Annotated in this window: 23 protein-coding genes; 11 read left to right on the forward strand and 12 right to left on the reverse strand. The window is 59.5% G+C overall.

Annotation, left to right across the window (positions count from 1 at the left end):
- The first annotated feature begins 21 nt into the window (after positions 1-21).
- The 6 genes from ACZ500_RS10625 to ACZ500_RS10650 all read left to right on the forward strand — a co-directional run bounded on the left by ACZ500_RS10625 (position 22) and on the right by ACZ500_RS10650 (position 6246).
- The gene (locus ACZ500_RS10625) at positions 22-1287 is read left to right on the forward strand and encodes a 4Fe-4S dicluster domain-containing protein (RefSeq protein ID WP_464232469.1); all 1266 of its coding nucleotides are present in this window, start codon (positions 22-24) and stop codon (positions 1285-1287) included.
- Entirely contained in the window at positions 1280-2248 is a 969-nt protein-coding gene (locus ACZ500_RS10630; RefSeq protein ID WP_464232470.1) for an RnfABCDGE type electron transport complex subunit D, read from the forward strand. The genes ACZ500_RS10625 and ACZ500_RS10630 overlap by 8 nt, the downstream gene beginning before the upstream one ends.
- A complete protein-coding gene (gene rnfG / locus ACZ500_RS10635) occupies positions 2241-2825 on the forward strand; it encodes an RnfABCDGE type electron transport complex subunit G (protein ID WP_464232471.1) in 585 nt (194 codons plus the stop codon). The genes ACZ500_RS10630 and rnfG overlap by 8 nt, the downstream gene beginning before the upstream one ends.
- A gap of 18 nt (positions 2826-2843) precedes the next feature.
- Entirely contained in the window at positions 2844-3437 is a 594-nt protein-coding gene (gene rsxE / locus ACZ500_RS10640; RefSeq protein ID WP_464232472.1) for an electron transport complex subunit RsxE, read from the forward strand.
- A gap of 42 nt (positions 3438-3479) precedes the next feature.
- Entirely contained in the window at positions 3480-4055 is a 576-nt protein-coding gene (rsxA, locus tag ACZ500_RS10645; protein WP_464232473.1) for an electron transport complex subunit RsxA, read from the forward strand.
- 124 nt (positions 4056-4179) lie between these two features.
- Positions 4180-6246 carry an FAD-dependent oxidoreductase gene (locus ACZ500_RS10650; protein WP_464232474.1) on the forward strand — a complete coding sequence of 689 codons (2067 nt, stop codon included), beginning with the start codon at positions 4180-4182 and terminating at the stop codon, positions 6244-6246.
- Here ACZ500_RS10650 and ACZ500_RS10655 read toward each other — a convergent pair.
- A complete protein-coding gene (locus tag ACZ500_RS10655) occupies positions 6206-6688 on the reverse strand; it encodes a SoxR reducing system RseC family protein (RefSeq protein ID WP_464232475.1) in 483 nt (160 codons plus the stop codon). The two genes, ACZ500_RS10650 and ACZ500_RS10655, sit on opposite strands and share 41 nt — an antisense overlap.
- A gap of 130 nt (positions 6689-6818) precedes the next feature.
- On the opposite strand from ACZ500_RS10655, the gene ACZ500_RS10660 reads away from it, so the two are divergent.
- The gene (locus ACZ500_RS10660; protein ID WP_464232476.1) at positions 6819-8045 is read left to right on the forward strand and encodes a M24 family metallopeptidase; all 1227 of its coding nucleotides are present in this window, start codon (positions 6819-6821) and stop codon (positions 8043-8045) included.
- Between the two features lie 133 nt (positions 8046-8178).
- Here ACZ500_RS10660 and ACZ500_RS10665 read toward each other — a convergent pair whose 3' ends face one another.
- The 9 genes from ACZ500_RS10665 to thrS all read right to left on the reverse strand — a co-directional run bounded on the left by ACZ500_RS10665 (position 8179) and on the right by thrS (position 19234).
- A complete protein-coding gene (locus ACZ500_RS10665; protein WP_464232477.1) occupies positions 8179-10029 on the reverse strand; it encodes a hypothetical protein in 1851 nt (616 codons plus the stop codon).
- Positions 9990-11930, reverse strand: a complete 1941-nt coding sequence (locus tag ACZ500_RS10670; protein WP_464232478.1) for a hypothetical protein — start codon at positions 11928-11930, stop codon at positions 9990-9992. Before ACZ500_RS10670 ends, ACZ500_RS10665 begins: the two co-directional genes overlap by 40 nt.
- Entirely contained in the window at positions 11927-12256 is a 330-nt protein-coding gene (locus ACZ500_RS10675) for a MerR family transcriptional regulator (RefSeq protein ID WP_464232479.1), read from the reverse strand. The genes ACZ500_RS10670 and ACZ500_RS10675 overlap by 4 nt, the downstream gene beginning before the upstream one ends.
- 4 nt (positions 12257-12260) lie before the next feature.
- A complete protein-coding gene (gene pheT, locus ACZ500_RS10680; RefSeq protein ID WP_464232480.1) occupies positions 12261-14672 on the reverse strand; it encodes a phenylalanine--tRNA ligase subunit beta in 2412 nt (803 codons plus the stop codon).
- A gap of 58 nt (positions 14673-14730) precedes the next feature.
- On the reverse strand, positions 14731-15738 hold the full coding sequence (gene pheS / locus ACZ500_RS10685) for a phenylalanine--tRNA ligase subunit alpha (RefSeq protein ID WP_464233032.1): 1008 nt from the start codon (positions 15736-15738) through the stop codon (positions 14731-14733).
- A gap of 24 nt (positions 15739-15762) precedes the next feature.
- Positions 15763-16107: a 50S ribosomal protein L20 gene (gene rplT / locus ACZ500_RS10690; protein ID WP_464232481.1), complete on the reverse strand. Its 345-nt coding sequence runs from the start codon at positions 16105-16107 to the stop codon at positions 15763-15765.
- A 117-nt stretch (positions 16108-16224) separates the two neighbouring features.
- Complete coding sequence (gene rpmI / locus ACZ500_RS10695) at positions 16225-16422, reverse strand: 50S ribosomal protein L35 (RefSeq protein ID WP_464232482.1); 198 nt, start codon at positions 16420-16422, stop codon at positions 16225-16227.
- Positions 16423-16805: 383 nt separating this feature from the next.
- Positions 16806-17297 (reverse strand): translation initiation factor IF-3, encoded by a 492-nt coding sequence (gene infC / locus ACZ500_RS10700; RefSeq protein WP_464232483.1) that lies wholly within the window; start codon positions 17295-17297, stop codon positions 16806-16808.
- Between the two features lie 32 nt (positions 17298-17329).
- Entirely contained in the window at positions 17330-19234 is a 1905-nt protein-coding gene (gene thrS / locus ACZ500_RS10705; RefSeq protein ID WP_464232484.1) for a threonine--tRNA ligase, read from the reverse strand.
- Positions 19235-19790: 556 nt separating this feature from the next.
- Here thrS and ACZ500_RS10710 point away from each other — a divergent pair.
- The 3 genes from ACZ500_RS10710 (at position 19791) to ACZ500_RS10720 (ending at position 22912) form a co-directional block, all read left to right on the forward strand.
- Positions 19791-20750 (forward strand): helix-turn-helix transcriptional regulator, encoded by a 960-nt coding sequence (locus ACZ500_RS10710; protein WP_464232485.1) that lies wholly within the window; start codon positions 19791-19793, stop codon positions 20748-20750.
- 396 nt (positions 20751-21146) lie between these two features.
- Positions 21147-21563, forward strand: coding sequence for a nucleoside diphosphate kinase regulator (gene rnk, locus ACZ500_RS10715; RefSeq protein WP_464232486.1), 417 nt, complete (start codon positions 21147-21149; stop codon positions 21561-21563).
- A 296-nt stretch (positions 21564-21859) separates the two neighbouring features.
- Positions 21860-22912, forward strand: coding sequence for a rod shape-determining protein (locus ACZ500_RS10720; RefSeq protein ID WP_464232487.1), 1053 nt, complete (start codon positions 21860-21862; stop codon positions 22910-22912).
- Here the strand turns inward: ACZ500_RS10720 and ACZ500_RS10725 are convergent.
- Both ACZ500_RS10725 and ACZ500_RS10730 read right to left on the reverse strand, forming a co-directional pair.
- Positions 22885-23169 carry a hypothetical protein gene (locus ACZ500_RS10725; protein ID WP_464232488.1) on the reverse strand — a complete coding sequence of 95 codons (285 nt, stop codon included), beginning with the start codon at positions 23167-23169 and terminating at the stop codon, positions 22885-22887. The genes ACZ500_RS10720 and ACZ500_RS10725 overlap by 28 nt on opposite strands.
- Before the next feature lie 152 nt (positions 23170-23321).
- Entirely contained in the window at positions 23322-24038 is a 717-nt protein-coding gene (locus ACZ500_RS10730) for a class I SAM-dependent methyltransferase (protein WP_464232489.1), read from the reverse strand.
- 844 nt (positions 24039-24882) lie between these two features.
- Between ACZ500_RS10730 and ACZ500_RS10735 the strand changes: the two genes are divergently transcribed.
- Complete coding sequence (locus ACZ500_RS10735) at positions 24883-26181, forward strand: WD40/YVTN/BNR-like repeat-containing protein (RefSeq protein ID WP_464232490.1); 1299 nt, start codon at positions 24883-24885, stop codon at positions 26179-26181.
- Positions 26182-26219: the final 38 nt, after the last annotated feature.

Genomic DNA, 26219 nt, shown 5'->3' on the forward strand with positions numbered 1-26219 from the left:
CAAATGGGTGAGGAGGTGTTTATGTTGAGCAGATCCTTTTTCAGCCTGACAAAGCCCAGGCTGAAATCCCCGGTTTTCGTGACCCAGGCCTCCGCCGCAGTACAGGAGATACCCGTGCCGCAAACCGGACGTTTTCTTTTCATGCAGCAGGGCGTCCTGAAGGATACGCTGGGCATGCGCGTCGGTGAGGGCATCAGGACCGGGCAGAAGCTCCAGTCCGTCTTCGATGAAAAGCGCTTTCTGATCTCTCCTTTCACCGGGACGATCACTGCGATCGATGAGCACACCGGTTATATGGGGCGGAAATACACCTCTTTTTCGGTAGACATCGAACAGGAGGACGACTGGGACCCCGCTTTCGGTGAACGGATCGACCGGGGCGATTTCGCAGGTGCCGTTGCCTATCTGGCGGGCCTGCCGGGGGGTGACATCTTCGCACCGCTCACCGCCGTGGACAACCAAACCCACACCGTAATCGTCAGCGCCCTCGATGAGGACTTATTCGTCGCCAACAACCGCTACGCCCTGGCCGCGGCCACAGATGCCCTTCAAAACGGCATCGCCCAGATCAAAGGGGTTGCAGCCGACGTCAGGATCCTCCTGGCAGCCCCGCCCGATCTGGGCGGCGAGGCGAACCGGACCGGCGGCGAGGTCCACCTGATCGACCCGGCTTACCCGGATGCACTGAAGCCTCTGCTTATGCAAAGGCTTCTGGGCAAGCCCGCCGGCTCCGGCGCCGTCTTTATTTCAGCCGAGGCTGTAGCCCTTCTGGGGGAAGCCTTCAACCGGAAGCGCTTGCCTGTTCAAAAGGTTCTCACCATCGTCGACAAAGCCATGAGACCCCATCAGGTCAGGGTCCGGATCGGTACACCCATCCGGAATGTCCTCGATGCCCTTCAGCTGTCGACCGAACACGGTGACCGACTGATCAACGGCGGTCTGATGAGAGGGCAAGCACTTTTCTCGGAGGACCTTCCCGTGCTGTTCGACACAACGGGCCTGCTCCTGCAGGACAAGACGCAGGTCAAAAGCAGCAGTGACACGCATTGTGTCAACTGCGGCGAATGTGTTCGGGTCTGCCCTGCAAAGATACCGGTGAACATGCTGGTCCGTTTTCTCGAAAACAGGCTCTACGATGAGGCCGAGCGGGACTGGGACCTCTTTTCCTGCATCGAGTGCGGCCTTTGCAGTTACGTCTGTATCGCTCACATCCCGCTCTTTCACTACATCATGCTCGGCAAACACGAGGTTGCCCAGATGAGGGGCGAGGAGGAAGCCCATGCTTAACCAGAAACTCTTAGTCGGCTCGCACGCCCCTTTCTGGCACAACGGCAGCAGCCTTTCCACCAAAAATGGCCATATCATGCTGGCAGCCCTGCCCGCAGTCGCCATGGGGATCTACCAATATGGCGTCCCCGCCCTGGCCGTGCTGGCGCTGAGCGTCGCTTCGGCTATGATCTGGGAGTGGCTTTTCAACTTGGCAGCCCGGCGTCCGGTCAGCATCGGGGATCTGGATGCCGCAGCGATCGGGCTTGTTTTCGGGATGCTTCTGCCTGCCGGAGTAACCTGGTGGGTCGTTATCATCGGGTCTTTCGTAGCCGTCGTCATCGGCAAGATGATCTTCGGCGGCGTCGGTTGCAACCCCCTCAATCCCCCCCTGGTTGGTTTGGCCATCCTAACCCTCTCATGGAAATCCCTGATCGAGTTCAACGCCGCGCTGGTCAATTATGACCTCGGCTTCAACATGATCTATCCGCTGAGCGCCATCAAATTCCTCGGCGCGGGCGCTGCTGCGGACTACGATGTCGCCGGGTTCCTCATGGCAGGCCAGTCCGGCGCCATTGGAGCGACGTTCGGTCTTGGTTTGATCATTGGCGGCATTTACTTGATTTTGCGCGGGTTCATCCGCTGGGAAATCTCCCTTTCTTTTCTTGCGGGCGTTTTTCTGACGGCCCTTCTATTCAATCTGAGCGACCCCGACCAATTCGCCCCGCCTCTGTTTCACCTGCTCACCGGCTACACGCTGATCGGGGCGTTTTTCCTCGCGACCGAAGATTCTTCATCTCCTATCAACTTGGTACCTATGCTCATATACGGCTTGGCCGGCGGCGTGATGACGGTCCTGATCCGCAATATCGGGGCCTTCGTCGACGGGGTGGTCTTCGCTGTTCTCCTTTTGAATGCCGTAAACCCGCTGCTCGATAAGATCAGACCCAAAGCGATGGGGAGGGATATTCAAAATGCGTGAGATGCTGAAGCTTTTCCTTTCAGTGGTCATTTTCAGCGCCGTTGCCGGCGGGCTGCTGACCGCTCTGCAGAACAGCACCAGGGAGCGGATCGAATACCAACAGTTGCTCTTCGTCAAGGGACCGGCCATCCTGCAGATCCTCGACGGGTGCACCAATGACCCGCTCGTGGACCGTTTCAAGCTTCAGGACGGGGAGACCGAAAGAAGCTTCTTCATCGGCAAGTTCGATGGAAAACCCACCACCATTGCATTCGAGACCTATGGCGGCGGCTTCGGCGGGGATATCGGTGTCATGGTGGCCGTCGACGTCGAATCCGACAAGATCGTCGGCATGGGCGTGACCACCCACAGTGAAACGCCGGGAATCGGTTCCCGTGCGAAGACCGACAAGGCATTCAGCCGACAGTTTCAGGGCATGGAAATCGCCCAGACCTTCAAAGTCAAATCGGACGGCGGGCAGGTGGACGCCATCAGCGGTGCCACGGTATCCTCAAAGGGAGTTTCAGCCGCGCTGACCACAGCCAGCCAGGTCTATCAACGTTTGAAATCCGAAATCGTAAAGAAGATGCAGGCGTAAGCCGGGGAGACAAGGCAAATGGCAAAAACGGTTGTCCAAGAATTTACCAAAGGGCTATGGGCTGAGATTCCGCCTTTCCGGCTGGTGCTCGGGCTTTGTCCCACCCTGGCCGTGACCAAGTCCGTAGACGGCGGTATCGGCATGGGCATCGCCACCACCTTTGTGCTCGTGTGCTCCAACATTCTGATTTCTCTGCTCAGAAACGTCATTCCGAAGCAAGTGCGCATCGCCTGCTTCATCGTCATCATCGCGACTTTCGTGACAGTGGTGGAACTGCTCATGCAGGCCTTTACCTATGCCCTTTTCCTTCAGCTCGGTATCTTCATCCCGCTGATCGTCGTCAACTGCATTCTCCTTGGCAGAGCCGAGGCGTTCGCGTTCAAGAATAAACTGATCTCCTCCCTTGCCGATGGTCTGGGCATCGGCATCGGTTACACACTCGCCCTGGCAGCCCTCGCTGCACTCAGGGAGATACTCGGCAACGGCACCTTTTACAACATCCCGATTTTCGGCCCTTCTTTCCAGCCCTTCACCTTTATGGTGCAAGCGCCCGGAGCCTTCATATGCCTCGGGCTCATGCTTGCGGGCATGAACATGCTGGGCAAAAAATAGAAACCGCGGAGCCTCCTCCCCGCGGCGTAAGGAGAGATTCATATGGGCGATTACATCCTGCTGGCGATCAGTTGCATCTTCGTGAACAACATCCTGCTGGCCCAGTACCTGGGCAACTGCCCCTTTCTGGGGACATCGAAAAAGATGGAAACCGCCGTCGGCATGGCCATGGCCGTTATCTTCGTCCTGGTCCTGGCGGGCGCCATCACCTGGGTGGTCGAATACTTCGTTTTGAAACCTTACGACTTCGAATTTCTGAGGACCATCGCCTTCATCCTGGTGATCGCCTCCCTCGTCCAGTTCGTCGAGATGTTCTTGAGGAAGAGCATCCCTGCCCTTTATGCGGGGCTCGGCATCTTTCTGCCTCTGATCACGACAAACTGCGCTGTGCTGGGTGCCTGTCTCATCAACATCAAGGAGGAATACACCTTCATGCAAACCCTGGTGTCTTCCTTTGCCTACGCAGCCGGATTCGGCCTGGCCCTCGTCCTTTTTGCGGGGCTGCGCGAACGGATCCTGCTCGCCCGCGTCCCCCGGCCTCTGCAGGACACCTCGATCGGACTCGTGACGGCCGGACTTCTATCCCTGGCCTTTCTGGCCTTCAAAGGGATGGTATAGATCGACTTTTATCATCGTCGGCCCCAAGGATTGCGATGAAGATCTTGGAGCCATAATGCCTGTTTGTACAAGTCATCCATGGCTTTTTTGCGGGTGCGCGAACAGGCCTTAGAGGAGGCGCGTTATGCTTGGCGGTCTGTTACTCATGGGCGGGTTGGGTGTGCTCTGCGGCGCCGGCCTTGCCGTTGCATCCAAGATTTTTTATGTCTACGTGGACCCGAAGGTCGAAGCCGTCAGTGAAGCCCTGCCGGGAGCCAACTGCGGCGGATGCGGCTATCCGGGCTGCGGAGCGAACGCCGCCGCCATCGTTGCGGGTGAATCTTCGCCGAGTTCCTGCGTCGCCGGCGGCGAGGATTTGGCGCAGGAAATCGCCCGGATCCTCGGCGTCTCCGTCACGGCCCGCGAGCCTGACCTGGCCAAGCCGGGATGCACCTACGGCTGGGACAAGGCCGATCTCAAATACCTCTACGACGGCATCCAGGACTGCCGGGCCGCCGTCCTCCTGAACGGCGGTTCCAAGATCTGTCCAGTCGGCTGCCTCGGGCTCGGGACCTGCGTCAGGGCCTGTCCATTCAACGCCCTTTCAATGGGCGAAGACCATCTTCCCGTTGTCGACCCGACCCGCTGCACGGGATGCGGGACCTGCGAACGCGTCTGCCCGAAAGGGATCATTACGCTCAGCTCCAATACCCGCCGGATCCTTCACGAATACACCACGGATGAATGCACCGCCCCCTGCCAGCGTGCCTGTCCGGCCGGCATCGACATCCCGGTCTACATCCGCCAGATCCGCGACGGAGAATACCTCGAAGCGGTCCGAACCATCAAAAAGACCAATCCCTTCCCCGCTGTCTGCGGACGGATCTGCGTCCACCCCTGCGAGTTTGAATGCCGGAGGAACCTGGTCGACGAACCGGTGGCCATCAATCACCTCAAACGCTTCGCTTCCGACTTCGAAAGGGCTTCCGGTGAGCGAGTCCACGTTCCCAGAGCGCCGGAAACCGGCCACCGCGTCGCCGTTGTGGGCGGCGGGGCCGAAGGCCTCACAGCGGCCTACCTCATCAACCGCCTCGGACACGACGCCGCCATCTTCGAGTCCAAAGAGGTGCTTGGCGGTCTTTTAAGAGTCGGGCTGCCCGAAAACCGCCTCCCGAGGGACGTCTTGGATTGGGAGATCGCCGGCATCCTGGATGCCGGGATCCCATCTTATACCGGTAGGCGTCTGGGCGCCGATTTCTCCGTCGCATCGCTGCTGGCGGAGGGATACGAGGCGGTCGTCATCGCCACCGGGGGATGGGACACCCAATTGACCGAGCGCCGTCAGGAGACCCCGCTCAGACCCCTGCCGGGGGTGCGGCTCCTGATCGATCTGGCCCTGCGGGCCCAAACCGCAGAGGCCCTCGAATGCGGCGACCACGTCATGATCCTCGGGGGCGGCCGCGCTGCGATACAAACGGCCATCCAATGCAAAAAACAAGGGGCGGACGAAGTCTATATCGTGGTCCGCACCACCCAGGAAAACACCCACTATCCTGCGGATCTTCTGGCCAAAGCGCGGGAGCAGGGCGTCAGATTTTATCATGGGAGCGCCCTCACCCGCATGATCGGTGAGGGAGATCGCCTGACCCAGGCCGAGATCGCGCCCAACATCGACAACACCGAGGGCGGCGAGCCCATTTTGCTGCAGATCGACACAATCATCGTCGGTGCAGGCCGATTTCCGGAGCTGATCTACATCGAGCAGCCCTCCGAGGGAGAGGGTCCGTCGAGTGCATCCTCCAAGATTACCTGGGAAACGGTTTTCCCTTATGCAAGCCCGTTTGCAAAGGAAGATATCGGCATCTTCCGTCCGGGGGAAGTCATGAGCGACTACAAGGCCGTCGTGGAGGCCATCGGCGCCGGGCGGCGGGCCGCTTCATCCCTTCACCGCTTTCTGAACAGTGAACCGGTGACGGCTCCGACACACATGATCCGGCAGAACACCCGCGTCTTGAGCCTCGACAAACTCGAGCCCGTCAGCTCCGCCCCGCGGGAGAAGATGCCCGAAAGGCCGGCGCAAGAACTGGTGAACGATCCAACGGCCGAAATCGCCCTCGGATTCAGTGAGGAGCAGGCGCGCCGCGAGGCCGGCCGCTGCCTGCAATGCGGGCTTATCTGCTATCGGCGGGTTGCGTCAGAGAGCAGTCGGTAGCAGCTGGCCGGGAGATCAGGATACGGGTCATTTTCGGGACGTACCTCCCCTTTTCCCGGGCAGCCCGATCGTAGCGTTTCAGGCCGATGAAGGCCACGGTCAGTGCTGTGACTCCTCCGATGACTGAGGCAAGGGTCGGTTCTGCACTAATAAGCGACTCCGCCCATGTCTGCCCCGCAAACGCCCCTGCAATCATTGCCAGAATAGGGCCGCAGTAAACCAGCACCGAGAGCCTCAACAGCGATCCTGTCGGCATACTGATTTCCACGCGATCTCCGACCTTGGCCTTCAGTGTATTGTCAATCTCGACGAGAAGGTCTTCACTCGAATCGCCGTAGCACATGTGCCGCGACCCGCAGCTCGAGCAGGCCGGGCTTCTCTCCATCCGGAGGTAGGCCTGCGTCCCCAAGACCTGTTCGACAACCCCTTGTTCAATAGCCATAATCTACCCGCTCATGATCCAATATGAAAAGAGTGGACATTCGGTTCCCAGCTTTTGTTTTTCGATATCTTTTTTAAACTATGAGTTTGAAATTGGAGCTTTTGCGTTTTAGCGACTATCATTTCGGAAAATGAATCATTCTAATAATACATCAAAATCTCCCGTTTTTCCAATCCCCGCCGTCGAGATCTTCGACCGCATCCAGAAGATTCAGACCAGGCTCGTGGAGGCCGATCTCGACGGATTGCTCGTCATTCAAAGGACTGACCTCTTCTATTTCTCAGGCACCGCTCAAAACGGCGTTCTTTTCATCCCTGCGGAAGGAGACCCGCTTCTGATGGTCAAACGCTACCTGCCGCGGGCCATGGAGGAATCGCCCATCCGCCGGATCGTGCCGCTTCCTTCCGTCAAGACTATCCCTGATCTGATCGCCGCCCACACGCAGCCGTACCCTGTAAGAATGGGCATGGAACTGGACGTCATGCCCGTCAACGAGTTCCGCTTCTACCGGGGGTTCCTCGGCTGCAGGGAATGCCTGGATGCCTCGCCGCTGATCCTCGCAACCCGCATGATCAAGTCCCCGTGGGAAATGGATCGGATTGCCGACGCCGCCGTCCTTTCCCATCGATGCTTCCAGTTTATGCAGGCGCACCTGGCCCCCGGGCTGTCCGAGATTGCCCTCGCCAGCCTGGTCGAAGGCTATGCGCGCGAACTGGGCCACGCTGGCAAGCTCAGGGTCCGCGACTATCAGACGGAGGGGTACTCTTGGCACATCCTGAGCGGACCGAACGGCGGCAAGGTCGGGCTGCTCGACTCCCCCATGAGCGGTGAAGGGTCATCGCCCGCCTTTCCCTGCGGCGCAGGTCCCAGGGAGATCCAGGCGTACGAGCCGATCATGGCGGACCTGAGCTACGTCCTGAACGGTTACCACTTCGACGAAACGCGCATGCTCGCTCTGGGCGGCATGCCCGCGAAGGCCCTGGAGGCCTGCAAGGCCATCATCGAGGTCCATGACCATGTTCTGGACGCGGTCCGCCCGGGGGTCAGCATGGCTGCGCTCTTCGAGCGCGCAAGCCGCAAAGCGGCCGCGCTCGGCTACGAAGACTCCTTTCTCGGGCCGCCCGGCGAAAAGGTGCGTTTCATCGGCCACGGGATCGGGGTCGAGCTGATCGAGCCGCCCATCATCGCTCTGGGCAAACAAGAGGTCCTGCAGGAGGGAATGGTATTCGCTCTCGAACCGAAGCTCACCTTTCAGGATGCCTTCGCTGCCGGCATCGAGAGCGTGTTCCGGGTCACCGCTTCAGGCCATTGCCTGATGAGCCGGACGCCGCGTGACATCCTGATCCGCCCCCTGTAATACCTGGGACCGTTTCGCTGTGCCATCGGCGTTCGGCTTCGATGCGAGGCTCCGCTGCCCCTCCGGCCGGCCGAACATCTACAACGGCAGCGAGGCACGCGTTCGATGGCTGCCGGGGGGTCCGAAACGAGGGCTACCCGCCGCCGAGGGCCTTCAAGCGAATCCGTCCCCATTCGGGGGGCGGTTCGAGGAGAAGCTCGATCTCCCGCGAATCCAGCATACGGAAACGGTTGAGAGGCGGCTCCGAACTCTTCGTCAGCGCCGTATCAACGGTCGGCTCCGCCTCGACTCCCAGCCCTGCAGAGATGCGGTTCAGATGGCATGCCTCGCAGGACCGGCCGACCGGGCCGATCGTGTGCGGGACATACGGCATGAAGGCCCACCCCTTGCCCAACCCATCCCCTCTTCCCGGGATTGCACTATCCAGCAGCACCTTCCCGTTTCGATCGACATAAGTGACAAGATACTGATGGCGCGGCCGCATCACGCTGATCCGCCCCTCGTGATCGACCCCGAGCGGCAGCCACTCCCACCGTTTGAAACGCCAGTTCGTCAACCAGATCCCGGGACGAACCTTCCCGCTCAGCCGATCCGCGGATTCCGGCCAGGTCGTTCCACCCCCCTGTGCGAGGTGGGCCTCGAGGACATCCTGCAGGTCGGGATCCCCCTGGGATGTCAGATCGTACCAGTCGTATCCGGATAGGACATCCAGCCGGATCACGCTCAAGCCGTAATCCTGAAAAGACCACTGGGCGTGGCACGCGCTGCAGCGCACTCGACGATGCCCCGGGATGCCGTGGGCGGGCACCGACCGATCGAAAAGGGGAAGATGTCGGCTTCCGCCGCCGGCCTTGCTCATGAAGACGCAGTGTTTATCCTCTTTGGCCATTGCGTCGATGTCCTCGGAGGGCGCGGGGCGATCCACAGGCACGGCGATGTCACCGGGAAGCCCGGGCTTTTTCACTACGATCGCGGGGATACCACTCGAGGGGACGGCGCGGTCCCACCCAGCGTGGCAGTCCGCACACCCACGGCCGGGAGACACCATCTGGCAGGCATACACCTTTCCATCGCCCATGACCTCCTCACTGTCGTGGCAATCTACGCAGAGCATTCCCTTTTCAGCGTGCACGTCTTTCGCGAGCCGATGAAAACCGGGCTCGGCGGGATTCACCGCCAGAGGGTCTCCAAAGCCATGCGGCCGGTAAACCCGGCTCACATCCCGCTCGAACAGCCCCTCGTAATCCGCCCCCACATGGTTTCCGCGATGGCAGCGCCGACACCGATCATTTCCGATCGGGCGCTCGAAGACGTGCATCGCGGCATAGCCCGTTCGGCTGCGATCCAGGGCCGGGTCATTTCCCCGATATCGTCCGGAGGCGTCGTAAGGGGTGTGGCACGCGGCGCATCCCATTCCGCGGTAAAGGCCGTAGCCCGAAGGCCCCCGTGTATCGATGTGGCAGCCGAGGCAGCGCCGACGCAGGAAATCGTCCACCAGTCGAGACGGATCGACCGGAGCGGGTAGATCCTTGACCGGATCGGGGATCGGCCTCAACCCGCCGCCCATGCCGTAAACGGGGGGCTCGGCGGCGGTCTGAGCACCCCACAGGAAGCGGGTCTGGTTGATCATCCCGGCCAAGGTCCCGTGCAGCGACCGCTGCAGTCGCACGATCTCCTCCCGGTGGCACCCGCCGCAAAAGGTATCGGCATATTGAGAAGACGAGGGATTGCGGATCACGGTCTCATGCGAGGCAAGACGGTCGGCTGCGCGATCTTCCGCATGGAGATGGCACCTGCCGCACTCGAAATCGTGGCGCTCGTCCAACTGTTCGATCCCGGAGTGGCACCGCAGGCAGGCGCGGAACTCGACCGGGGGCTCCTCGCCGCCTGCGGTGCCATCCGGCAGGCAGAAAAACAGCACGGCCACCACCCGCAGAACCCCCGCTACCCGCATGCCTCGACCCCCGGGGGCTCTTTCCTGCACGGCAATCCGTTCTCCCGATAAAAGCGCTCCTTCGACCGCTCAAAATCGACATAGATCGGGTCATCATAGGCCCTGTGGCAACCGAGGCATAGACCGACCGCAAGGATGCGCTCCAACTCCCCGCCGTCGAAGGGGCGCGTACTCCCCCGGTACCCTACGGAAGCATCGCCTTCCAGGGTTGTAAACCCATCGAGCGGCAGCGGAGCCGTCAAACTATCCGGACCGCCGCCGGATATGCTCCTGAAGGCCCATCGGCCTTCCCGGCGGTAAAGCACCCCCTCCCCCAGACCGATGACCTTTGGATCCGTATGGCAGGTGATACAGTCGCGCGAGGCAGCGGTGGTCGTGTGCGGATCGAAGCCGCTCAGGCTCAGGCTCCTCAAATACCCGGGCGCTTCCCCTTCCGCGCGCGGCCCGAACAGGGCGAACACCTGGCAGGGTGTCGCAGGGTAGACACGGCCCGGATCCTTGACAACACCCAGGGCGGGTTTGGAAAATCGGATGTACGAACGGCGCTCGATCCAGCCACCCGCGCTCTCCCGACCCGTCAGCCAGTCCCGCTGACGTTCGCCGGGCCGGTATTCCAGGTGGCAGCCGTAGCACTGCGGCATCCAGGCGCTGTGGCAGGCCTGGCAGGAGAGCCTCTCATGCCCTTTCAACGTGTGGTAGGCCTTTTCGCCCTCGAAGGGCTTCATCTCCACCGGCATGCCGTCCATCTTGCGGTGGAGCACCAGCCGCCCCTCATCGGCCTGGAGGTGATAAAGGGGGCTTCCGCGGGCGGTGCGGCCGATGCGCCGCCCCTCGAAGGAAGGCACCCGCCGGTTCAGAACCAGGAGGCGCAGGACCAGATCGTCCGCCGAAGCGTCACCGGCCAGGCTCGGGATGTGGCAGTCCCGGCAGGCGATATCCACCTGATCCCGCATTCGGTCGTGGATCTTTCCGTCCCCCATCAGTCCCGCAGCGGTATGACAGTCGATGCAGACCATCCCCGCCTTGCTCAGATGGAGGTCCGCGGCGACCTCCATAAAAAACCGCCCGCCGGAAAGGTTCCGGCTGCTGAGGCGCCCCGCCACATGGGGGGTGCCGTAACCTTCCGACTCGAACCGCCCGGCATACGACAGCCCGATCCGGGCCGAGCGGTTGTGGCATTTGACACAGTTGGCGCTGGGGATCCGCGTGGTGATAGCGGGATGGCGATACTCCACACGGGTCGATTCGAGGAGAACCCTTTCGGCGTCCGGGACATGGCAGTCGCTGCACCCGCCGCCGCGGAGCCCGGCCTCCCCGGGCCGATCCCATTTCGGCTTCCAGAGATGACAGCCGGCGCACATCTTCCGGTAGTGGTCGATCGCCAGATTCGGAGCGGCGCCGGCCCGCATCAGATCCGGTACGGAAAGGCCGTCGACCGGCTCCCCGAGCATTGCGCCCGTCAGGCCCGCCGGGGCGGCTTCACCCGTTTTCAGCCAGTGGGATTGAATCACCTTCAGGATCCCGCGGTTCGTGGCCATCAGGCTGTTCTGCACCCGGAGGGCGATGTCCCCATGGCATTTTGTCTGCCCGCAGGTCTTCGCGACAACCGACAGGTCCCCCGGGTTCCGCACCATGGTGAAGTGGGCCCGGTCCTTATCGAGGGCATAGGGATTGCCGAGATGGCACGCCGCACAGCCCAAAGCAGCCGGAGGATGGGAAGGGTCCGGGTCCGTCACCTCAGCATGGCAGCTCATACAGCCGTCCGGATCGGGGTTCTGGATCGTTTCTTTCGGGTGGCCCTTCCAGATGACCGCGGCAAAAGCCGCCACAATCAAAGGGATGAGGATGGCGCGGGAAAGGCCCTTGCCGAAGCGGGGCAGCCCGGCGGAGGGTCCGGCCTTCCGGCCGGCCTCGTTCTGCGGGGCAATCATGAGCTGAGGATCTTGAGGATCAGACGAAGCTCTTTCTGGAGTTCGTCCAGAAAAAATGCATCGGCGGCCTTCGCGGAATGGCGGGCCTCGATCAATCGCTTGCGGGCCCCCTCTATCGTGAGTTTGTCTTCGTAGAGCAGTTTCTTGATCTCGAGCAGGACCTCCAGATCCTTCCTCTGATAGGTTCTCTGCCTGGAGTCGGCCCGCCGGGGCCGCAGCTGCGGGAACTCACCCTCCCAATAGCGCAGGACATGAGGCTCCACACCGATGATACGACTGGCTTCGCCGATGCGAAAAAAGCGCTTATCATCAGGGATCAGCCCCATCCCGCTAGCCCTCCTTGAGTCGTCCTCCCGTTTCCTGCCCGATGGCTGCGATCACCTTTTCGTGCAGCGCATTCACCGCTGCGCCGTCCAGCGTCTTTTCGTGGGAACGGTAGCAGACCCTGACGGCCAGGGCCTTCTTGCCGGGCGGCATCTTCTCCCCCTCGTAGAGATCGAAGATCCTGACGGATTCCACCCATTTTCCCCCCGATACACGGATGATCTCAAGGACCCGCGCACTTTCCACGTCGGAGTCGAAGATCATCGAGATATCCCGGTAGACGGCCGGAAACTTGGCGAGAGGCTGGAAGAGCCGGCAGCGATCCGCAATCCTCGCCAAGACCTCCGCATCCAGATCGAAGAGATAGGCCTCTTCCCGCTCGATATCCAGTGCGGCCATGACCCGTTTGTCCACTCTTCCCAGAACCCCCAACATTTCATCGCCGCAGGTGACGACCGCACAGACCCGGGGATCGAAGCCGGGGATGGCATCCCCTCGGCTAAACCGGCAGGATACCCATCCAAACCCGCGCAAAAACGCCTCGAGAACACCCTTGATATCATAAAAATCGACGGGCGCCTCCTCCCCGTACCAGGTCTTTTCACGCAGCGGCCCCGTCATAACGGCAGACAGCCGAAGACGTTCCAACGGCAGTGGCTCGCCTTCCTTCGAGGTGAAGATCTTCCCCCATTCAAAGAGCCGGAGGCCCCTTTCCTGTTGAAAGACATTGGTCTGCACAGCCCCCAGCAGACCGGGAATCAAGGATGTCCGGAGGACGGACTGCTCGGTCGTCAGAGGGTTGAGCAGCGGGACGAAGGCCCGGAGTGCGTTGTCTTCCGGGGCACCCAGCAGCTCCGCGGAGGCCGGCGCCACAAAACTATAGGTAATCACCTCACTGAAGCCATACCCCACCATGATACGGCGCACCTCGGCCGCCAAGGACATCTCCGGGGCATCGCGCTCCGCACAAGCACGCACGTGCGGAACCGTCACGGGGATCCGATCGTATCCGTCAGCCCGCGCCACTTCCTCCATCAGGTCGACCTCCCGTGAGACATCCACGCGGAAGGCCGGCGGCAGGACACGCAGACGGTCATCGTCGATCCTCTCGACCCGCATCTCGAGATTCTGGAGATACCCGGCCATGCACTCCTGCGTAAGGACCGAACCCAGAAAGCGGTTCGTCCGCTCGACCCGCAGCACGATCTCAGGGGCCTGATACGGCCGGGGATAGACATCCAGCGAACCCGATGCCACCTCCCCCCCGCCGAGATCCTGCATCAGCCCGAGCGCGCGCCATAACGCATCGGGGGCCCCTTCGATGTCCGTCCCCCGCTCGAAACGGTAGGAGGCCTCCGTGGACAGCCCCAGGAATTTGGAACCTCGCCGAATGGTGACCGGATCGAAACAGGCGCTTTCGATGAGGACTTCTTCGGTCTCGGGGACGATCTCGGAGTTCAGTCCGCCCATGATACCGGCGATCGCCACCGGCCCATCGCCGTCGCAGATCATCAGCGTCTCGGAACTGAGGGTACGGGATTCGCCATCGAGCGTGGTGAACAACGCCCCTTCCCGGCTGCGCCGGACGACAATGCGGCGGCCTCCCAGCCGCCGATAATCGAAGGCGTGCAGGGGCTGCCCCAGCTCCAGCAGCACGTAGTTGGTCACGTCAACGACGTTGTTGATGGCGCGCATTCCGCAAAGCAGCAACCGGTAGCGCATCCAGAAGGGGGACTTGCGGATGGTCACCCCACGGATCATCCCGGCGACATACCGTGGGCACCCCTTTGCATCCAGTACATCCACCTGCGCCAGAGACTCGATCCCGCAACCCTCGCCGCCAACCCGCAACATGGGTTTTCGGACGACTGCCCCCAAGGCCGCCGCGACCTCGCGGGCAACGCCGATGACGCAGGCGCAATCCGGTCGGTTCGGTGTGATGCTGATATCCAGCACATGATCGACGACCGGCAAGACATCGACCAGCCGGCTTCCCGGCTCGCAAGGATCCAGTTCCATGATCCCTGTGTGGTCATCCGTCAGGCCCAATTCGTCCTCGGCCAGAAGCACTCCCTCCGAGACCTCGCCGCGGATCTTGCTCGCCTTGATCTTCACGCCGCCCGGCAGCCGGACGCCCGGCAGGGCTACAGGCGCGAATACACCCTCGGCTGCATTCGGAGCGCCACAGACGATCTGCTGCTCTCGCCCACCGACATCCACCCGGCAAAGCGAGAGCCGATCCGCATTCGGATGCGGCCCAACAGACAGGATGCGCCCCACGACGATCCCCTCGAGCCCTTCGCCATGCGCCTCCAGCCCCTCCACCTCCAGGCCGACCATGGTCAGGAGATGCGCCAAGTCTTCAGGGTTGAGGGAGATGTCAACATACTCTTTTAACCAGTTCAGGCTTACTTTCATTTAATTGACCGTATTTTTCATGCCTGGAATAGATGGAAGGGCAGAAACGAACAGGAAATCAGAACTGCCGCAGGAAGCGCGTGTCATTCCTGAAGAACAGCTGGATATCGTCGATGCCGTACTTGAGCATCGCAATCCGCTCGATGCCCATGCCGAACGCGAAGCCGCTGTAAACCTCGGGGTCATACCCGACGAACCCGTACACATTCGGATCCACCATGCCCGATCCCAGGATTTCGAGCCATCCGGTCTGCGAACACGTGCGGCACCCGGACCCACCGCAGATCACGCAGCGGATGTCCACCTCGGCGCTCGGTTCGGTGAAGGGGAAAAAACTCGGCCGGAACCGCAGTTTGGTGTCGGAACCGAACATCTGCTGCACGAAGGTGGTCAAGGTGCCCTTCAGATCCCCGAAGGTGACACCCCGATCCACAAGCAGGCCCTCCACCTGGTGGAACATCGGGGTATGGGTAACATCGGAATCCCGCCGGTAAACCTTTCCCGGAGCAATGATGCTGACGGGCGGGGCCTGGCTTTCCATGACCCTGACCTGCATCGGGGAGGTGTGGGTCCTCAGCACGACGTTGTCGGATACGTAAAAGGTGTCCTGCATATCCCGCGCCGGGTGATCCTTGGGAATGTTGAGGGCCTCGAAATTGTAGTAATCGAGTTCGACATTCGGGCCCTTGACCACCCGATATCCCATGCGCGCAAAGATCTGGCAGACCTCTTCGACCACCAGGCTGATGGGATGATAATGGCCGCAGGGAGGCTCCCTCCCCGGCAGGGTGACATCCACGAAGCGCCCCGGCCCGCCCGCCGAGGCTGCGATCGCCTGCTGCTTTTCCTCGAAGGCCTGCATGATCCGCTGCTTCAGATCGTTGGCCAGTTTGCCCAACACAGGCCGTTCCTCGGGCGCAACGGCGCCGAGGCCCTTCATAAGCGTCGTGATCAGGCCCTTCTTACCCAGATAGGCGATCCTGAATGTCTCGAGGGCCGCCGCATCGGCCGCGCGCGCAAGAGCGCCGCGGGCATCCTTTTCAAGAACTGAAAGCTTCTCTTTCATCATGCATCCGGAGCAGCGGCTCTCTTATTGAATCGCGCCGACAAGGCGCGCGAACCCCGACGGATCGTTGACCGCCATATCGGCAAGCACCTTCCGATCCAGTTCGATCCCGGCCTTCTGCAACCCACCCATCAACTGGCTGTAGGACACGCCGTTCTGCCGCGCCGCGGCATTGATCCGCACGATCCAGAGCGACCGGAATTCACGTTTACGGACCTTTCGATCCCGGTATGCATAGGCACGCGCCCGGTTCACGGCGGACTGGGCCGTCCGCAGCTGTCTGGACGCCCCGCCCCGGTAGCCCTTCGCGGCCTTGAGAATCTTGTTTCTTCGTTGTCTGGCTTTGAAGCCTCTTTTTACCCTTGGCATCGGTAACCTCTTCTTCTCGAAAACGACTTCCTGCCCCCGGCATCTTCTGCGGCTCTTCATACCGTCGCGTGCAGGCCTCCCTCAAAAAAAGGAGGCGGCCGACGAGCCGCCAAACGCCTAGAGATAAGGCAGGAGCCTCTGCAATTGTTTACGGTTGGTGGCATCGACCAGTGCGGATTTGCGCAGGTTCCGCTTCCGCTTCGTGCTCTTCTTCGTCAGAATGTGGCTCGCAAAAGCCCTGTTTCTGACGATCTTGCCGGTTCCCGTGGTCTTGAAGCGCTTGGCAGCCCCACGCTTGCTTTTCATTTTCGGCATTCCGTCATCCTCCCTCAAAACTTTTTTCGCATATTTCTGTCAGTGCAGCATTGCCGCGGTATTGCAACGGGCAACGCGGCGCTTTGATCCACAGGTGCATCTATCCCTCGAACGAGCGGGCGCAGGAGGCGTTTGACCGTGCAAATCACGCATCCTGAAAGCTCATACGCAGGGACTGTAGAAAAAAACACTTCGCGGTAGAAGCCGCATTCGACTCCACCCGGAAAGGGCCACCACACACCCGCACATCTTCAGGCCTGAAACGAAGCTTCTCAGGCCTAAACCAAACAGCACAAAAACCCTCGCGCAAGCGGCCTCGCGGCCACCGCACAGGAAAAGCCACAGACCGATGCTGAAATCGAACCGAAGGCCTCTTTGCGGATCTACTTCGGCGCGATCACCAAACACATCCGGTTGCGAGCCTCCCGCTTCGGCTCCTCTTCTACGGTTCCCAACTCGGAAACCGCCTCCGCCACCCGCTTCAAGACCTCGACGCCCGCGTCGATATAGGCCATCTCGCGGCCCCGGAAGGTCACAGTGACCTTGACACGGTTCTTCTTTTCAAGAAACTTGATCAGGTTCTTGACCTTGACCTCCAGATCGTGCTCTTCCGTATTGGGTCTGACCTTGATCTCCTTGACCTGAAAAGCACGGCTTTTCTTCCGGGTCTCCTGGACCTTCTTGCTGGTCTGATACTTGAACTTCCCGTAGTCCATAATTCGGCATACGGGCGGATCCGAATTGGGCGCCACTTCCACCAGGTCCAGACCTTCTTCCTTGGCCGTTCTGAGCGCTTCCCGCACGGGCAGAATGCCTAACTGGGTGCCGTCGGAAGAAATCAACCTGACGCTCTTGGCAAAGATCCGGTCATTCACCCTTACCTCATCAGCTTGTTTACTTATGGCCGCTACCCCCTTCTTCGAGTTTCATCCTGTACACGTCGAACGAGATCTTCCACCTTCATGAAAGGAAGATTCTCACCACTGCGAAGGCGGGGCGTCACCCCTTCCTCTTCGCATTCCTTGTCCCCTACGATCAGCATATAGGGTATTTTGCCCATCTGAGCTTCTCTAATCTTGAAACCCAGTTTCTCGTTCCTGAAATCCCCTTTCACACGCACCCCGGCGCTGTTCAACTCGCCAAGGACGACCTCCGCATAGGGAATGTTCCGATCGGTCACCGTCAACACGACGGCCTGAACCGGGGCGAGCCAGACGGGGAAAGCGCCGGCATAATGTTCGATCAGGATGCCGATGAACCGTTCGATGGCGCCCAGAATCACGCGATGGATCATCACCGGCCGCTTGCGCTGCCCATCCTGATCGATATAAACCAAATCGAACCTTTCAGGCAATGTAAAATCACACTGGATGGTGGCGCACTGCCATTTTCTTCCCAAGGCATCCTTCAGTTTGACGTCGATCTTGGGGCCGTAAAACGCACCGTCCCCTTCGTTGATCTCGTAGGCAAGGCCGTTGTCGTCCATTGCGCGCTTGAGGGCATTGGTGGCCAGCTCCCAGTCCTCGTCGCTGCCGATGGATTTCTCAGGCCGCGTGCTGATCTCGAGCTCGTATTCGAACCCGAAGATCCCCATCACATCCTTGACGAAGGCGAGGACCCCCTTGATCTCACCGTTCAACTGCTCCGGCATGCAGATGATGTGCGCGTCGTCCTGGGTGAACTCCCTCACCCGCAAAAGTCCGTGCAACACCCCGGAGCGTTCGTGCCGATGGACGCATCCAAGCTCGAAATAGCGCTTCGGAAGGTCGCGATAGCTGCGGATCCGGGACCGGTAGATGAGCATGTGGGACAGGCAGTTCATGGGCTTGATCCCGTAGGACTGCTCGTCCACGGTGGTAAAGTACATATTTTCGCGGTAGTTGTCGAAGTGCCCGGACTTCTGCCACAGCTCGGTCTTCAGGATCTCCGGCCCTTTGACCATTTCGTACCCGCGCTTGAGGTGCTCTTTGATCTCGAAATCCTCGAGGAGGTAGCGGAGCATCATGCCCCTCGGGTGCCAGACGATCAGACCCGCTCCGATCTCTTCGTAGGTATTGAAGAGCCCAAGCTGCGGTCCAAGCTTGACATGATTGCGTTTGCGGGCCTCTTCGAGCCGGCGCAGATACTCCTTGAGCGCCTTCGGATCCGCGAACGCCGTTCCGTAAATTCGGCTTAGCATGGCGCGCTTTTCATCCCCGCGCCAATACGCCCCGGCCACCTTGATCAGCTTGAAGGCCTTGATCATCCCGGTCGAAGGGATATGCGGCCCGCGACACAGATCCGTGAAATCGCCCTGACTATAGAGGGATACCCACTCAGCCCCCAGATCTTCAATCAACTCGACCTTGTAGGTCTCCCCCTGACCGCTGAAAAGCCTGATCGCCTCCTCGGCCGACGTCTCTTTCCGCGAAAACGGGAGATCCGCCCGGATGATTTCCTTCATCCGCTCTTCGATGGCCTGCAGATCCTCCTCCTTGAAAGGCCTCTCGTAATCGAAGTCATAGTAAAATCCGTCTTCGATCGCGGGTCCGATCGTCACCTTCACGCCAGGGAAAAGACTCCGCACCGCCATGGCCATCACGTGCGCCGTGCTGTGCCGAAGAATATCGAGGCCTTCCTCGGAATTCAGATAGACCGGCGCAACGTCGACCCCCGGACCGACAGGACAGGACACATCCCGCAGCGCTCCGTCGACCTTGACGGCAACAATCCGCTCCGGCGACTTCACCCCGGAGCGCCGCAGCGCCTCGATCGCCGTCGTCCCTTCCTTCTTCCCGGACGCCTCATCAGCCGGTCTGGATAAACTCTGCATGTAGCGACTCACAGGTTCCTTTTGTCCGGGTTCAGCCGTCCAAGCCCTCGCCGGTCAAAAAATTCAGGCTATTAAAAGAAAATAAGGCATCGGAGGTCAGAACTGCATGAATCCGAATGCCCCATCATCAATACAAGCAATTAAAATAATTTATCGAAACACCACTTCACCAACACCTTGGTGCACGCTCCCCGATATCCCGCCCAAGCGCAGCTGCTGACCCGCCCCCGCGCCGCATGACAATCCGCCCCGCCGATCTGAAGGGCAAAAGACCTTCGTCGAAAGCGCTCGATGAACCGACCAGGAAATTTTTATATATATAGAAAATAACCTAAAGATATGCAAGCAAAAAGTATTCGATTCACTAAGACATCGCCGGCCGGCGTCCCCGTCCTGGGCGAGAGGCAGCCGCTTTACCTCATTTTTGGCTTGAAAACCCGCGCTGCATATGCTTTATAAATACCATCAAATCAGAATGTTAAGCCGATTACAGCGAAGATCCGTTTCGCCGCCGGCCGGCGGCGCACCCGACACCGGCGAAAACCGACAACCATAGATGAGCGAGCTGAGGTCTCAGTCTTTGGAGCAGCACAACCCGAAACCCCAGGACCGGTCAACCCTTGATCCAGACGGGGACAGGCTCTGCGCGGAAACCATCCTACGCACGAAGACCCGGGAACTCGAGGAGCGCGTCAAAGAACTCGACTGCCTCTACGGCATCTCCAGGCTCATAGAAAAGGCCGATATCTCGGTCCAGGACATCCTCGACGGCGCTGCAGCCATCCTGCCCTCGGCCTGGCAGTATCCGGAGATCACCTGCACCCGGATCACGGTCGGTTCCATGACTGCGACCTCGAGTCCTTTCAGGGAAACCCCCTGGATCCAAAGCCAGCCGATCAGGGTCGGCGGATATCCGGTCGGCTGCGTGGAGGTCTTCTATGCCGAAGAGGCATCTCCGGAGTTCGAAGGCCCATTTCTGCGCGAAGAACGCAATCTCTTGAACGAGGTAGCCGATATTCTGGGCCGCGTCATCGAGCGGCTCAGAACCGAAGAGACACTCCGGCAGCGGGAAAGGGAACTGGCCCTCAAGAACCAGGAGCTTCAGGAGGTCAACACGACCCTCAAGGTCCTCCTCCGCCGCAGGGAGGAAGACCGGGCCGAACTGGAGGAAAACGTCGCAAAAAACATCAAGGAGCTGATCCTCCCCTATCTGAATCAGGTCAGATCGGCAGGGTTTTCCGAGGGGCGTGAACAGCTCCTCGAATTCATCGAGGAGAGCCTCAACGACGTCGCCTCAGGCTTTCAGAGACAACTCACGGACATCTGCCTCGGCATTACACCCACCGAACTGCGCGTGGCCGAACTCATCCGCCAGGGAATGACCACCAAGGAAATCGCCGACCTGCTCAACAGTTCAACGCGCGCGGTCGATTTCCACAGGTCCAATCTGCGGCGAAAGCTCCAGCTGAAAGATCGCAAGACCAATCTGCGATCCTTTCTCATCTCCATTTCGTGAATCACAGGTTTTACCTGTTATCAACCCGTCAATTTTTTGCCGTTTACACCCACCTGCCAATCCATCACAATCCCGGAGAACGGCCTGAGCCTCGACAGGATCCGGCCGGCGGACGTCTGTTTTTTCTGTCACCTCGCTTTCGGCAAATAAATCGCCATCCGTCCGCCGGGCATCCTGATGCGAGGGGTGGGCCTTTTGCGTCAGAACCCCTGTCGGGACGGAGAGATTTCCGCCCACAGGCGGACGGATGGCCGAGGCGCAGAGATCCGGAGGCGATTTTCTCCATCCGGAAAAATATAACAGGATGCCGAGGGTTTTGTTGCGGCCGCAGGAAAAAGGGGTCAGCAGAAATCGCCCGGCACGCGCGGAGGAATCAGGACCGTAAGGAGACGAACCATGAGCATGAGAACCATCTACATCACCCGTTATGACCTCGAGCGTCTGAACAAGCTGATCGACGAAACCGAGGACTCCTTTTCCCAGGACAGACATTACCTGGAAAAGCTGGAAGATGAATTGTCTCATGCCGAGGTCGTCCCGCCCGAAGAGATCCCCAACGACGTCGTCACCATGAACTCCAGGGTTTGTCTCGTGGACCAGGAAAACCAGGAAGAAAAGATCCTGACCCTGGTTTTCCCCAAGGATGCCGATATATCGCGAGGTAAAATCTCCGTCCTCGCGCCGATCGGAACAGCCATGCTCGGATACAGAACCGGTTCGGTTTTTCAATGGGACGTGCCTGCCGGGAAAAAGCATTTCAAGGTGGCAAAAATACTGTACCAGCCCGAGGCGGCAGGGGACTATCATCTGTGAGCCCCATCGGGCTCCGCGCGGGGCACGCCAGCCCTGAAACCAGGCAGGCCCCCGGACCAGATCATCTCGGGGCATTGCCCCATGCCCGAAAAGCGGGAAGACATCTACTCCACTTCGAGCGATTACAGCACCCGTCCATGCAGGCGAAACGCTCCTTTCCGATATCGAATCCGTCGCTCAGCCAGTCCAGAATGAATATCCCGGTTTCATGACCTGAGAAACGATTCTCCGAACAGGCTGCGCCGTTTCCGCCCCGGCGGGCACGCCGGCTGTTCGATCCACGAAAAGAATCCGCCATGGCATCGAAATATACGCTTGCACTTTCCTCGAACGACCTCGCCATCGACCTCGGAACGACCAACACCTCGGTCTACGTCCAGGGAAAAGGCATCGTTCTCCATGAACCTTCCGTAATCGCCATCTCCCGCAACGGCGGCAAGGATCTCAAGGTCCTCGCCGTCGGCAACGCCGCCAAGCAGATGCTCGGCCGCACGCCCGAAAAGATCTCGGCCGTCCGCCCTATCCGAGATGGCGTCATCGCCGATTTCGAGATCGTCGGGTCCATGCTTCGGAGTTTCATTGCACTGATCGACCGCCGCCGCGGATTTGTCAAACCGAGAGTCGTCATGTCGATCCCGACAGGCACCACACCGGTCGAGAAAAGGGCCGTTCGTGAGACCGCCTTGTCGGCCGGCGCCCGGGAAGTCCACCTGATCGAAGAATCGCTTGCCGCCGCGATGGGAGCCGGGCTGCCCTTCATCGAGCCGACCGGAAGCATGATCGTCGATATCGGCGGGGGCAGGACGGAGGTCTCCGTCATTTCCCTCGGCGGGATCGTCCTCAGCCGCTCCATCCGGGTCGGCGGAGACAGAATGGACGAGGCGATCCTGCAATATATCAAAAGGAGATATAATTTTCTGATCGGAAGCGGGACGGCCGAGGCCATCAAAATGGCGATCGGCAATGCACTTCCCACCGCCTCCACCCACACCTTCGAAATCAGGGGAAGGGACCTGGTCAGCGGCATACCGGGCACATTGACCATCGATTCGAATGACGTCCGCGCCGCGCTCTCGGAGGAAATCGCCGCCATCGTCGAGATGGTCCGCGTCACCCTGGAGCGGACCCCCCCCGAACTGTCGGCGGACCTCATCGAAAGGGGCATTGTCCTGACGGGCGGCGGAGCCCTTCTCAAACACCTCAACCTGCTCCTCGAAGAAGAGACAGGCCTTCCCGTAATCCTTACCTCCGACCCCTTTTCGACCGTTATCCTCGGGTGCGGCATGGTGCTGGACAACCTCGACATCCTTCGTCGGATCGGCTACAGGGCCCCGTCCGCATCCTCCTGAGGGGCCTCCACAAGGAGGATCCGCACTCCCCCCTTCCGACCCGGTCGCGAGTCTTCACCCATCGGGACCGCTTCGATCTCAAAGCGGTCGGTGCGCTGCACTTCGATGTCGTTCGCAGGCGGGGCAGGGATGCGTTGCGCCTCCCGGGATTGCGGCCTGAAACGGCAGTCTTCTTCTCCTTTTGAGTTGAACATCACGGTTGATCGGCATCCTGCCCCACCCAAGGGCCCAGCCTGAAATGGCCTGAATTTTTCCATTTCCGGATGGGAAACCTGCCTTAATCTGATAAAGCGAGAGATTTTTGTCTAAGTACGGCGGCTTGAATGGGCAATGGGAAGGTGCAGGTTCTCGGGAGACCCTGCACGGTGATTGGGATGGATGTCCAGGACGGCCCGGGCCCCAAAAGGGGTTATGCAGCCGCTTTTCCTTTTCGGAGCTGGATAGCGATCTCTCGTCCCAGGCTTGGAAACATGCCGCCCCATGTTTGGTTCAGCCTGGTGAAGAGTTTCGAGTTTTCGAGGTTCGAACCGGAGCAGCGCAGGAGGCGCAGGCCCGCCATGAATTCGATCTGAAACCCTGCGTCTCGGGCCAGCCTCTTGAGATCTCTCGGCCAGAAGGCCTGGATATGGCTCCCCGGCTGCCTCTTGCCCGACTTGAATTCTCTCCTGAATTGCCATCGACGGATCAAGCCCAGCGCGTGCGGGTGGATCGGCGCACCGATGAACAGAATGCCGTTCGGGCGGAGAATGCGAGCGAACTCCCTGAGCGCGTCCCGGGGGGCCGCAATGTGCTCCAGCACATGGAGACAGGCTGCGATATCAACGGAAGCGTCGGGTAGAGGAAGGCGGCGTCCGAGGTCACAGGCGTACATTTGAGCATACCCCGCCTCCTGCAGATGTTCCTTTTCGAGGTGCATGTCGAGCCCGATCCAGTGACTGCCCGCGATGGATGCCGTCATGCGCTTGAGCATTCCGCGTTCGCACCCGAGATCCGCGATGACGATCGGTGCCGGGAGAGTCCGGGCGCACTCCTTGATGCCTGAGGCCGCCCACCAGTAGCGCATCGCGCGGGAAGGGTAGCGCGTCCTGTTGACTTTTTCCCCCAGGGGCAGCTTGGACGGAAGCATCCGGTCTTGATCTTCAAGGTTTTCCAAAGGCCAGCCGAGAAGCCGGAATCTTTGAAAGAAAAAGGGTAGTGGAAGAGTTCTCCGCTTTCTCGAGGGGGCCATAAACCTCAATTCCTTCCAGGTGAAATATCGATTTAGTCTGAAATAAACGGGGAGTTTCGCTGAGATCGATGCGCGTTGACTGCTTATAGTCGATTATGCAGCATGAGTAAAGCATTCTGTTTCAGATGCCGGAAATCCATATTGCAGCGCCTGCCGTCTCTCCGGCCCTTCCAATTTCAGTGGGTCTTCCGGGATAAGCCCCCCGGACGCTCATGCTGTTGTCCATGTTGACAGGGGGCTCGCTGTTCTGGCCTCGCGCCGTTGATCAAGAAAGGGCTGAAACCTGTCTTGTCGATATCGGTAAAACGCCAATGAGGCCTTAGAAGCCTCATTGGCGTTTTACCAGCTTCACCTGCCCGAGCGTATCGATTGGGGACCGGCAGCGAGACAGCATCGAGCGGCCTCGTACCTGGCGCAAACCCCATTCCACTCAAGAAAGATGGCGAGGGCTCCTATACCCTTTCTGCAGCAGGGCACCCCACGCCTCAAATTAGATTTATCCTGGCAAAAGGACCTCTTTTGGATCGAGACTTTAAAGAAAAAATCGAGCATGCATGAGCATTTTCAAACAATTCATGCCCGATTCACTCTACATTTTCCTTGACTTGAAAAACTGGTTTATATATTACCGCAACAAGCGAACCAAATCATCCGCTCAAGGCAGAAGTGAAGCGGATGCGATTTTTGCGGAGGAGGCAGCGCTCTCCATTATTGCCCCTATTTTCAAGAGGAGGACATCCTGATGAGGTTGAATTCCGTTGTTGCCATTTCCGTCCTGATCTGCGCGCTCCTGCTTTTCCCCCTCCTTCAACACCAGGCGCGTTCGGATGACCCGGATGCGAAATACTCCACCGTCGATCCACCGGTAGGATTTGAACTGAGCAATATCAGTTCGATACACAAGGTGTCCAATAATGAATTTTACGTTCTTTTTCCCAATCTTCCTGCACTCCCCTCTCCAGAGCAATTTGCGTCAGTAGATCGTCCAGACTCAGTCGTGTACCACTACCTGAATGGGAGTTGGTCTCAGGTTACCTTTGACTACGTGCATGCATCTTTTGACTACATGCATGCATCTTCGCAAATAGATGCATCTTTGAACCGGATCGGCGGTAGCGGTTCAAGCGTATTCGCCGTGGGAATACATGGACAAATCCATAAAATCACGGGCGACAATGCGGCGACATGGAAAGATGTGATGGGACCCCCCGACAGTTCGGTGAACCTTTACGGCGTGCACACAAAGGGGTCATCGGTGATCGCCGTCGGTGAAGGTCCGTTAAATACCAATTCCACCCAGGCTCAAGCTGTCGTATATCTGGGCTCCACAACATCGAAGAGTAGTTGGAATAAAGTTTATGTGCTGGATTCAGCCCAACTTTCACGCTTGAAAGACGTTGACGGCGACGGCAGCGGGAATATCGTTGCTGTTGGCTCAAGAGATGGCAATTATGCCTTTGGCATTTTTTCGACTAATGGCGGAAGCACCTGGACCCCAATCGATTTTTCCGCCTTCTCTGACCTACCACCGCTTAAAACAGTAAGTTATTATCCAAATGCAAATGTCTTTTTTTTGGGCGGCGATGATTTTATTCTCTGGTACAGCCCTGGAAATAATCCCGCCTCGAGCAACGACACTCCTCTCCCCCTCAACACTTATATTGAAGCTATTTACCAAGATACAGCCGTCGGCTTTCAGGGAATGATGGCATCCGGTGCGGTGTGCAAGTTCATCCCCAATACATCGGGAAGATCCAACAACCCCCCTGTCGGCGCACAAGGTTTCGGGGGAGAATGGGTTTTGGATCCAAACGCTCCATCCGGGCTAGCCCTGCTGGCGGCAATCGATGGAGGAAGTGACGTCATCATCGTCGGCGAAGACGGCACCATTCTGCGCGGGATCGGCGACCCACGCCCTGTGCCGGCCGCCGCCCTTCCCGTTCCAACGATATCGCGCACCGGCATGGCTGCCCTGCTCTTGGGCATGATCATCGCCGTCATCGTCATGTTTCGCAGGCGGAGCAGACATGAACTGTCCTGATCACAGGGGCCGGGGCACGATCCACTCGTTGGCATGCG

Source organism: Desulfatiglans parachlorophenolica, assembly GCF_055394735.1.

What these genes read in the sequence shown, in the direction of transcription:
- rplT (WP_464232481.1), bottom strand. Translation starts at nt 16,107, where the DNA reads ATGCCAAGGGTAAAAAGAGGCTTCAAAGCCAGACAACGAAGAAACAAG.
- pheS (WP_464233032.1), bottom strand. Translation starts at nt 15,738, where the DNA reads ATGAAAGAGAAGCTTTCAGTTCTTGAAAAGGATGCCCGCGGCGCTCTT.
- ACZ500_RS10670 (WP_464232478.1), bottom strand. Translation starts at nt 11,930, where the DNA reads ATGATTGCCCCGCAGAACGAGGCCGGCCGGAAGGCCGGACCCTCCGCC.
- rsxE (WP_464232472.1), top strand. Translation starts at nt 2,844, where the DNA reads ATGGCAAAAACGGTTGTCCAAGAATTTACCAAAGGGCTATGGGCTGAG.
- thrS (WP_464232484.1), bottom strand. Translation starts at nt 19,234, where the DNA reads ATGCAGAGTTTATCCAGACCGGCTGATGAGGCGTCCGGGAAGAAGGAA.
- ACZ500_RS10735 (WP_464232490.1), top strand. Translation starts at nt 24,883, where the DNA reads ATGAGGTTGAATTCCGTTGTTGCCATTTCCGTCCTGATCTGCGCGCTC.
- rpmI (WP_464232482.1), bottom strand. Translation starts at nt 16,422, where the DNA reads ATGCCGAAAATGAAAAGCAAGCGTGGGGCTGCCAAGCGCTTCAAGACC.
- ACZ500_RS10625 (WP_464232469.1), top strand. Translation starts at nt 22, where the DNA reads ATGTTGAGCAGATCCTTTTTCAGCCTGACAAAGCCCAGGCTGAAATCC.
- rnk (WP_464232486.1), top strand. Translation starts at nt 21,147, where the DNA reads ATGAGCATGAGAACCATCTACATCACCCGTTATGACCTCGAGCGTCTG.
- ACZ500_RS10655 (WP_464232475.1), bottom strand. Translation starts at nt 6,688, where the DNA reads ATGGCTATTGAACAAGGGGTTGTCGAACAGGTCTTGGGGACGCAGGCC.
- ACZ500_RS10660 (WP_464232476.1), top strand. Translation starts at nt 6,819, where the DNA reads ATGAATCATTCTAATAATACATCAAAATCTCCCGTTTTTCCAATCCCC.
- pheT (WP_464232480.1), bottom strand. Translation starts at nt 14,672, where the DNA reads ATGAAAGTAAGCCTGAACTGGTTAAAAGAGTATGTTGACATCTCCCTC.
- rsxA (WP_464232473.1), top strand. Translation starts at nt 3,480, where the DNA reads ATGGGCGATTACATCCTGCTGGCGATCAGTTGCATCTTCGTGAACAAC.
- ACZ500_RS10675 (WP_464232479.1), bottom strand. Translation starts at nt 12,256, where the DNA reads ATGGGGCTGATCCCTGATGATAAGCGCTTTTTTCGCATCGGCGAAGCC.
- ACZ500_RS10725 (WP_464232488.1), bottom strand. Translation starts at nt 23,169, where the DNA reads ATGGAAAAATTCAGGCCATTTCAGGCTGGGCCCTTGGGTGGGGCAGGA.
- ACZ500_RS10710 (WP_464232485.1), top strand. Translation starts at nt 19,791, where the DNA reads ATGAGCGAGCTGAGGTCTCAGTCTTTGGAGCAGCACAACCCGAAACCC.
- ACZ500_RS10630 (WP_464232470.1), top strand. Translation starts at nt 1,280, where the DNA reads ATGCTTAACCAGAAACTCTTAGTCGGCTCGCACGCCCCTTTCTGGCAC.
- ACZ500_RS10730 (WP_464232489.1), bottom strand. Translation starts at nt 24,038, where the DNA reads ATGCTTCCGTCCAAGCTGCCCCTGGGGGAAAAAGTCAACAGGACGCGC.
- ACZ500_RS10720 (WP_464232487.1), top strand. Translation starts at nt 21,860, where the DNA reads ATGGCATCGAAATATACGCTTGCACTTTCCTCGAACGACCTCGCCATC.
- ACZ500_RS10650 (WP_464232474.1), top strand. Translation starts at nt 4,180, where the DNA reads ATGCTTGGCGGTCTGTTACTCATGGGCGGGTTGGGTGTGCTCTGCGGC.
- rnfG (WP_464232471.1), top strand. Translation starts at nt 2,241, where the DNA reads ATGCGTGAGATGCTGAAGCTTTTCCTTTCAGTGGTCATTTTCAGCGCC.